Consider the following 7,963-nt stretch of genomic DNA (forward strand, 5'->3'; position numbering starts at 1 on the left):
ACTCACTCAACCCATCTTTCAATCATCAGCAAACTGCTCGAACAACAACCCCCGCAACCACTGGTTCCCAGGCTCGCGATGAAAGCGCGTATGCCAGAAGCAGTTGATCGCGATCTCCGGTAGCTTGGCCGGGTGGGTGCGCCACACCAGGCCGAAAGGTTCGGCGATGCTGTGCGCCAGGCGCTCGGGCACGGTGGCGATCATGGGCGTGGAGCGCAGGATGTGCCCGACGGCCACGAAGTGCGGCACCGTCAGGCGCACGTGCCGCACCACACCCTGTGCCGCCATCACCTCGTCGGCCTGCCCGTGTCCGGTGCCAGCCGCTTTGACCAGCAGGTGCTCGGCCGCACTGAAGTCCTTGAGCGACAGCCGCTGCTTCGCGGCGAGCGGATGGGTGGCGCTGAACAGGCACACGTAGCGCTGGCGGAACAGCCGTCGCTGGAAGATACTGGTCTTGAGCTGCGGCAGCAGGCCGATCGCGATGTCCACGTGGCCGGCCTCCATCGCGTCGCGCAGGTTCACCGCCGTATTGCGCACGGTGCTGATGGTCACGCCCGGCGCGGTGCGCGCGAGCGCATCCATCAGCCTGGGCGTGAAGTAGATCTCGCCGATGTCCGTCATCGCCAGCGTGAAGGCACGCGTGCTGCTGGCCGGGTCGAACACCGTGTGCTGGTTGAGTGCGCCGTGCAGCGCCCCCATCGCATAGGCCACCGGCTCCGCGAGCTGCAGCGCGAAGGGTGTGGGCTCCATGCCGCGGGCGGTGCGCAGGAACAGCTCGTCGCCGAACACGCGGCGCAGTCGAGCGAGCGCATTGCTGATCGCAGGCTGCGACAGGCCCAGCACTTCTGCCACCGCCGACACGCGCTTCTCGGCCAGCATGCGATCGAACACCAGGAGCAGATTGAGGTCGATGTCCTTGAGCTGCACACGGCACCTTTATTCACATCAGTGATTCGATGAATTCACGGAATTCTATTGGCCAATGTGACGAGGATGCCGATGATCGCCCGTCATGGAGCTTCATGTTCGCCCCCTCGCCCGCACCATCGCCGTTCGTCCGGGCGCGAACCTGCTCGACGTGCTGCGCGAGCATCAGGTCCCCGTCTCCTACAGCTGCATGGCCGGCCGCTGCGGCACCTGCCGCTGCAAAGTCATCGACGGTGACGTACTCGATGCCGGCACGGGGGAGGGCGCCATGCGGCCCGACGGACCGCGCGAACATCACGTGCTGGCCTGCCAGAGCACGCTCACCGGCAGCTGCACCATCGAAATTCCGGAGCCGGACGAAGTGGTGGTGCATCCGGCGCGCATCGTCAAGGCCACCATCATCGGCATCGACGCGCTGACCCACGACATCCGCCGGCTGCGCCTGAAGGCGGCCAAGCCGCTGTCCTTCTCGCCCGGCCAGTATGCGCAGCTGCAGTTCGCGCCCGAGCATGCGCGGCCCTATTCGATGGCCCGGCTCTGCAGCGATGCCGAGCTCGAGTTTCACGTGCGCCGCGTGCCCGGTGGCCGCGTCACCGACTACGTGTTCGACAAGCTCAAGCCTGGCGATGCGGTGCGCGTCAGCGGTCCGCTGGGCGCGGCCTATCTGCGCACCCTTCATGAGGGGCCGATCCTCTGCGCCGCCGGTGGCACCGGCCTGGCGCCGGTGCTGGCCATCGTACGGGGTGCGGTGGCGGCCGGCATGCCCAACCCCATCCATCTCTATTTCGGCGTACGCTCCGACGCGGACGTCTATGGATTGGAAGAGCTGCGTGAGCTGCAGGCGGTCCATCCGGCACTGAAGGTGCATGTGGTCGGCGTGGCCGGGCCGATGCGGCCGGGGCTGCGGCAGGGGCTCATCACCGACGCCATCCGTGGCGAGTGGCCCGGCGGCTTCGAAGGCTGGCGCGCCTACCTCTGCGGCTCGCCGCCGATGGTGGAGGCCGTGACCCTGCTGCTGCAGCAACGCGGCCTGCCCATCGAGAAGATCCATGCCGACGCCTTCTACCCGCAGGCCGCCTGAGGCGCGAGAGCGTGACGAAAAAGACCAAGGAGACCCACATGACCCACAACAACCCGTCCACCGTGTTCCCGCAGGAACTGCGCTGGGAGTCAGAAAAGACCAGCCGCATTCCCTTCATGGCCTACACCGGCGAAGAGCTTCACAAGAAGGAGCTCGAACGCTTCTTCTACAACAAGCACTGGTGCTACGTCGGCCTCGAAGCCGAGATACCGAACGCAGGCGACTTCAAGCGCACTGCCATCGGCGAACGCTCGGTGATCATGACCCGCGATGCCGATGGCGGCATCAATGTGGTGGAGAACGTCTGTGCCCACCGCGGCATGCGCTTCTGCCGCGAACGCCAGGGCAACCGCAAGGACTTCACCTGCCCGTATCACCAGTGGAACTACTCGCTCAAGGGTGACCTGCAGGGCGTGCCCTTCCGGCGCGGTGTCAAGCAGGACGGCAAGGTCAACGGCGGCATGCCGGCCGACTTCAAGACCGAGGAACACGGGCTCAACAAGCTCAAGGTCGCCACGCGCGGCGGCGTGGTGTTCGCGTCCTTCGACCACGACGTCGAGTCGCTGGAAGATTTCATGGGCCCGGCGGTGCTGGGCTACTTCGACCGGCTCTTCAACGGCCGCCGACTCAAGATCCTCGGCTACAACCGGCAGCGCATCCCCGGCAACTGGAAGCTGATGCAGGAGAACATCAAGGACCCGTACCACCCGGGCCTGCTGCACACATGGTTCGTCACCTTCGGGCTCTGGCGCGCCGACAACAAGTCCGAGCTGAAGATGGACGCCCATGGTCGCCATGCCGCCATGATTTCCACCCGCGGCACCGCCGGCAAGGCGGCGCAGGTCACGCAGGTGTCCAGCTTCAAGGAAAGCATGCAGCTCAAGGACCCGCGCTTCCTCGACATCGTGCCGGAGGACTGGTGGGGTGGCCCGACGGCCGTCATGACCACCATCTTCCCGAGCGTGATCCTGCAGCAGCAGGTCAACAGCGTTTCCACCCGCCACATCCAGCCCGTGGGCCACGACGCTTTCGATTTCGTCTGGACGCACTTCGGCTTCGAGGACGACAGCGAAGAGATGCAGCGCCGCCGGCTGCGCCAGGCCAACCTGTTCGGGCCCGCCGGCTTCGTGTCGGCCGACGATGGCGAGGTGATCGAGTTCTCGCAGCAGGGCTTCGAGCAGAAGCCGTATCACCGCACGCTGGCCGAACTGGGCGGCCGCGAGGTCGAGGACACCGACCACATGGTCACCGAGACGCTGATCCGCGGCATGTACAAGTACTGGCGCGAGGTGATGGAGGCCTGACGATGCTGAACTTCGAAGACTACTTCGCGCTGAACCAGCTCTACGCCGACTACGCGCGCGCCGTCGACAGCGGCAACTGGGACCTGTGGCCCGCTTTCTTCACCGAGGAGTGCAGCTACCGCCTGCAGCCGCGCGAAAACCACGAGCGCGGCCTGCCGCTGGCCACGCTGTCCTTCGAAAGCCGCGGCATGCTGGAAGACCGCGTCTACGGCATCCGCGAGACCTTGTTCCACGACCCGTACTACCAGCGCCACGTGGTGGGCCAGCCGCTCGTGCACAAGGTGGAGGCCGACGGCACCATCCACAGCGAGGCCAACTACGCCGTCTTTCGCACCAAGCTGAGCGAGCTGTCGACCGTGTTCAACGTCGGTCGCTACATCGACACCGTCGTGCGCCAGCCGGAGGGCCTGAAGTTCGCGTCGCGGCTCGTCGTGTACGACAGCGAAATGATCCCGAACTCCATCATCTACCCCATCTGATCGCCCGCGATGAACACGACCACCAAGAGCACCACGACCACCATCACCAACGAATGGACCGACGCCGCCGCCGTCGACGAACTGCCCGAGGACGACGTGATGGGCGTCCAGTTGCAGGGCCTGGACATCGCGCTCTACAGCGTGGAAGGCGAGGTCTACGCCACCAGCAACACCTGCACGCACGGCCAGGCGCGACTGTGCGACGGGTTTCTCGATGGCCACGAGATCGAATGCCCGCTGCACCAGGGCAAGTTCGACGTGCGCAGCGGCAAGGCACTGTGCGCGCCGGTGACGGAAGACGTGCGCTGCTATCCGGTGAAGATCGAAGGCGGGCGGGTCTTCCTGGCGCTGGGTTGAACGCCGCAGCGCCCGGTCTTTATTCGGGCCGCTCCATCGTGATGAAGCTGTAGCGCAGCCCGTTGGCCGCCTGGTGCGATTCGCGCGCGGTCTCGCGCCACGAAGTGTCGAAACGCGGCGCCCATGCATCGCCTTCGTAGTGATGGTCGATCTCGGTCACGATCGCGCGCTGGGCCAGCGGCTCGGCCTCGGCATAGATCTGGGCGCCGCCGATCACCCACACCTCGGGCACTTGTTCCTGCTCGCACAGGGCCAGCGCATCGCGCAGGCCGGCGACGCACTCCGCGCCCTCGGCCTGCCAGCCCGGCTGGCGGGTGATGACGATGTTGCGGCGCCCCGGCAACGGGCGGAAGCGCGGCGGCAGCGAATCCCAGGTCTTGCGGCCCATGATCACCGGCGCGCCGGCTGTCTGCAGCTTGAAGTGCGCCATGTCCTCCGGCAGATGCCAGGGAATGCCGCCTTCGTGGCCGATCACGCCGTTGGCGGCGCGGGCGAGGATCAGGTTGATGCGCGTGGTGGTCATGGGCTGATGCTGGCTACACGGCGACAGGCGCCTTGATCGGATCGCCGTGGCGGTAGTCCACGATTTCGAAGTCCTCGTACTCGTATTCGAAGATCGAGGCTGGCTTGCGCTTGATGCGCAGTGTCGGATAGGGGAAGGGCTCGCGGCTCAGCTGCAGCGCCACCTGCTCGGCATGGTTGCTGTAGATGTGGCAGTCGCCGCCGGTCCAGATGAAGTCGCCCACGTCCAGGTCGCACTGCTGCGCCACCATGTGGGTCAGCAGCGCGTAGCTGGCGATGTTGAAGGGCACGCCCAGGAAGATGTCGGCACTGCGCTGGTAGAGCTGGCAGCTGAGCTTGCCGCGCTCGCCCGGTGCTTGCGGCGGCGCCACGTAGAACTGAAAGAACGCATGGCAGGGCATCAGCGCCATCTTCGGCAGGTCGGCCACGTTCCAGGCGCTCACGATGATGCGGCGCGAGTCCGGGTTCGACTTGAGCGTGTCGATCACCTGCCGGATCTGGTCGATGTGCCCGCCGTCCGGCGTCGGCCAGCTGCGCCACTGCACGCCGTACACCGGACCCAGGTCGCCGTTCTCGCGCGCCCATTCGTCCCAGATGGTGACGCCGCGTTCCTTGAGCCAGTTGTTGTCGCTGGAGCCGGTGAGGAACCACAGCAGCTCCACGATGATGGACTTCACGTGGACCTTCTTGGTCGTCACCAGCGGGAAGCCTTCGTTCAAATCGAAGCGCATCTGGTGGCCGAACACGCTCTTGGTGCCGGTGCCGGTGCGGTCGCTCTTGTGCACGCCGTGGGTGTCGACGTGGCGCATGAAGTCTTCGTATTGGGAGCGGATGGGGCGGGTGGTCATGTCAATTGGAGCCGAAAAGCATGTCGATCGCGCCGACGATGAGTTCGCTTTGTCCCTGCAAGTTGAGGACGGGCGTACGCAGGTCCGCGGCGGGAAAAGCGGCAAGTGCGGCGATGTCCATCACGACCTGCGTCCCGGCGATGTCGAACACAGGGTTGAGATCACGCAGTGGCAGGCCGAACATCTTGGCCAGTCGCATCGGAGCCACCACGCGCGTGTCGACACCTCGGAGGTAGCTGTTTTGAAGGTCGAGCAAGAACGGCGTGTTCTTGCGGAGCGTGGCATCAGGGTGCCGGTAGATGTCGAAGCGCGCCATGCCCAGCTCAGAATGTTCGGTACTTGGCCAACGGCAAGCCTTCTTTGGCGATCCGGGCGTTGTAGGCCTCGATGGCTTCCTTGTTCTCCTCGGTCCACTTCTCCCAGTAGCGGCGCTTGACCTCTTCAGCCAGCAGGCTGTCGACCGTCTGCGAGATGTTCATGCCCAACTCGCGCGCCATTTCGAGCACTTTGCTGTTGAGCGAAAGATTGGTCGCCCTCTTGGCGGCGTTGTCGAATCGAATCATGGATGCTTATCCTGCACATGAACAATGCGCACAGTTTAAGCGCACCCCTCAGGAAAGGCGGATCACCCGCCCCGGGTTCAACAGGTTCTGCGGATCCAGCCCGCGCTTGATGGCGCGCATCATCTCCAGCGCCACGGGCGACTTGTGTGCTGCCAGGGTTTCGACCTTGAGCGAGCCGACGCCGTGCTCGGCCGAGAAGGAGCCGTCGAAGCGGCGCACCGCCTCGTAGACCAGGTCGTTGATGCGGTCTTCGTGGTCGCGCAGGAAGTCGCCATTGTTCGCGCCGGCCGGCGCCTGCACGTTGTAGTGCAGGTTGCCGTCGCCCAGGTGGCCGAAGTTGACCAAGCGCACGCCGGGCATGGCGCGTTCGAGCAGGGCATCGGTTTCGGCCACGAAGGCGGGGATGCGCGACACGGGGATCGAGATGTCGTGCTTGATGTTGAGCCCTTCCTCGGCTTGCGCCAGCGGAATGCTTTCGCGCACGTGCCAGAGCTGGTGGGCCTGGGTCAGGTTCTCGGCCACCACCGCATCGCTCACGCAGCCGGATTCGAAGGCGGTTTCGAGCAATGCTTCGAAGCGGGCGCGGGCATGGTCTTCCGACTCGCTGTCGGAGTTTTCCAGCAGCACGCAGTAGGGCATGCCGTCGTCTTCGATGAAGGGCACGCGCATCGCCGGGAAATGCTTGGCGACCAGGCTCAGCGCGAACCGGCCCATCACCTCGAAGCCCGTGAGGCCGGGGCCCAGGCGCTGGTGGGCCAGCCCCAGCAGCTCGACGGCCTGTTCGAGCGTGGGCACCGCGGCCCAGGCGGTCAGGCGCGCGGCGGGAAGGGGGTAGAGCTTGAGCGTCGCGGCAGTGATGATGCCCAGCGTGCCCTCGCTGCCGATCAACAGGTCGCGCAGGTCGTAGCCTGTGTTGTCCTTGCGCAGTCCGCTGGTGCCTTGCCAGATGCCACCCTGCGGCGTGACCACCTCCAGCCCCAGGCACAGATCGCGCGCATTGCCGTAGCGCAGCACCTGCGTGCCGCCCGCGTTGGTCGCGAGATTGCCGCCGATGGTGCAGCTGCCTTCGGCGGCCAGGCTCAGCGGGAACAGGAAACCCGCTTTCTCGGCCGTCTCTTGCAGGATTTGCAGCACGCAGCCGGCCTCCACCGTCATCGTGAGGTTGGCGGCATCCACGGCCCGCACAGCGTTCATGCGCTGCAGGCTCAGCACGACCTGGGTGCCGCTCTCGTCGGGAATGGAGCCGACCGCCAGGCCCGTGTTGCCGCCTTGCGGGACGATCGGGGTGCCGGCCGCCGCGCAGGCCTGCACCACGGCGGCCACTTCGGCGGTGCTGCCGGGCCGCACCACGGCCAGCGCCTTGCCGCGCGAGCGCTTGCGCCAGTCCTGTTCCCAGGCGGAGAGGTCGCCATCGGTCAGGACGTTGGGCGCACCGACGACGGTGCGCAGCTGTTCGATCAACGCGGTGGTCATGGCGCAGCGCCTTCCAGAGCTTGTGTTTTGGCGTGTCGCAGGCGAAGGCGCACGTGCCATGCGCAGGCGGCGAAGAGCGCGAGGCAGAGCAGCACCTCGGCCAGCGCGAGAAGGCGGCTCGTGCCGCCCACGTCGCTCCAGGCGCGCACAACGCCTTCGGTGAAATAGAGCCAGACCAGCAGGCTGACCCAGCGGTAGGTGTACATGCGGTTCTTCAGCAGCCCCGCCAGCGGGATGGCCAACGGCAGCACCTTGAGCGCGAGCCACGAGCCGCCCGGCCTCAAAGGCGCCAGCCACAGCTCCCAGGCGAGCCCGAGCACGATCAGCCCGAGCAGGCTGCCCACGGCGAGCCATCGGGTGGCGGAAACGGAGGAGGGCGAGGCGGCGGGAGCGTTCACGGGGCGAAAAC

Annotated in this window: 11 protein-coding genes; 4 read left to right on the forward strand and 7 right to left on the reverse strand. The window is 66.1% G+C overall.

Annotated elements, in window-relative coordinates:
* Window positions 1-18: 18 nt before the first annotated feature.
* The gene (locus tag B0W80_RS33385) at window positions 19-927 is read right to left on the reverse strand and encodes a LysR family transcriptional regulator (RefSeq protein ID WP_077003435.1); all 909 of its coding nucleotides are present in this window, start codon (window positions 925-927) and stop codon (window positions 19-21) included.
* Window positions 928-1,012: 85 nt separating this feature from the next.
* Here B0W80_RS33385 and B0W80_RS33390 point away from each other — a divergent pair, with 85 nt between their 5' ends.
* From B0W80_RS33390 to B0W80_RS33405, 4 genes are read left to right on the forward strand one after another with little or no spacing between them, the layout of a single operon-like run.
* Complete coding sequence (locus tag B0W80_RS33390; RefSeq protein WP_077003436.1) at window positions 1,013-2,008, forward strand: 2Fe-2S iron-sulfur cluster-binding protein; 996 nt, start codon at window positions 1,013-1,015, stop codon at window positions 2,006-2,008.
* A gap of 38 nt (window positions 2,009-2,046) precedes the next feature.
* Window positions 2,047-3,312, forward strand: a complete 1,266-nt coding sequence (locus B0W80_RS33395) for an aromatic ring-hydroxylating dioxygenase subunit alpha (RefSeq protein ID WP_077003437.1) — start codon at window positions 2,047-2,049, stop codon at window positions 3,310-3,312.
* Between the two features lie 2 nt (window positions 3,313-3,314).
* Window positions 3,315-3,791 carry an aromatic-ring-hydroxylating dioxygenase subunit beta gene (locus B0W80_RS33400; RefSeq protein ID WP_179107090.1) on the forward strand — a complete coding sequence of 159 codons (477 nt, stop codon included), beginning with the start codon at window positions 3,315-3,317 and terminating at the stop codon, window positions 3,789-3,791.
* A 9-nt stretch (window positions 3,792-3,800) separates the two neighbouring features.
* Window positions 3,801-4,148: a non-heme iron oxygenase ferredoxin subunit gene (locus B0W80_RS33405; protein ID WP_179107091.1), complete on the forward strand. Its 348-nt coding sequence runs from the start codon at window positions 3,801-3,803 to the stop codon at window positions 4,146-4,148.
* 19 nt (window positions 4,149-4,167) lie between these two features.
* Here B0W80_RS33405 and B0W80_RS33410 read toward each other — a convergent pair whose 3' ends face one another.
* From B0W80_RS33410 to B0W80_RS33435, 6 genes are read right to left on the reverse strand one after another with little or no spacing between them, the layout of a single operon-like run.
* Window positions 4,168-4,671, reverse strand: coding sequence for a dihydrofolate reductase (locus B0W80_RS33410; RefSeq protein ID WP_077003438.1), 504 nt, complete (start codon window positions 4,669-4,671; stop codon window positions 4,168-4,170).
* 13 nt (window positions 4,672-4,684) lie between these two features.
* On the reverse strand, window positions 4,685-5,518 hold the full coding sequence (locus B0W80_RS33415; protein WP_077003439.1) for a thymidylate synthase: 834 nt from the start codon (window positions 5,516-5,518) through the stop codon (window positions 4,685-4,687).
* Window position 5,519: 1 nt separating this feature from the next.
* Window positions 5,520-5,834: a CcdB family protein gene (locus tag B0W80_RS33420; RefSeq protein WP_077003440.1), complete on the reverse strand. Its 315-nt coding sequence runs from the start codon at window positions 5,832-5,834 to the stop codon at window positions 5,520-5,522.
* 7 nt (window positions 5,835-5,841) lie between these two features.
* Entirely contained in the window at window positions 5,842-6,081 is a 240-nt protein-coding gene (locus B0W80_RS33425) for a type II toxin-antitoxin system CcdA family antitoxin (protein ID WP_077003441.1), read from the reverse strand.
* Window positions 6,082-6,129: 48 nt separating this feature from the next.
* Window positions 6,130-7,554: an FAD-binding oxidoreductase gene (locus B0W80_RS33430; protein ID WP_077003442.1), complete on the reverse strand. Its 1,425-nt coding sequence runs from the start codon at window positions 7,552-7,554 to the stop codon at window positions 6,130-6,132.
* Entirely contained in the window at window positions 7,551-7,952 is a 402-nt protein-coding gene (locus tag B0W80_RS33435; protein WP_077003443.1) for a DUF2069 domain-containing protein, read from the reverse strand. The genes B0W80_RS33430 and B0W80_RS33435 overlap by 4 nt, the downstream gene beginning before the upstream one ends.
* Window positions 7,953-7,963: the final 11 nt, after the last annotated feature.

The organism is Variovorax sp. KK3, assembly GCF_001984055.1.
In the GTDB taxonomy this organism is placed as follows: Bacteria; Pseudomonadota; Gammaproteobacteria; order Burkholderiales; family Burkholderiaceae_C; genus Variovorax.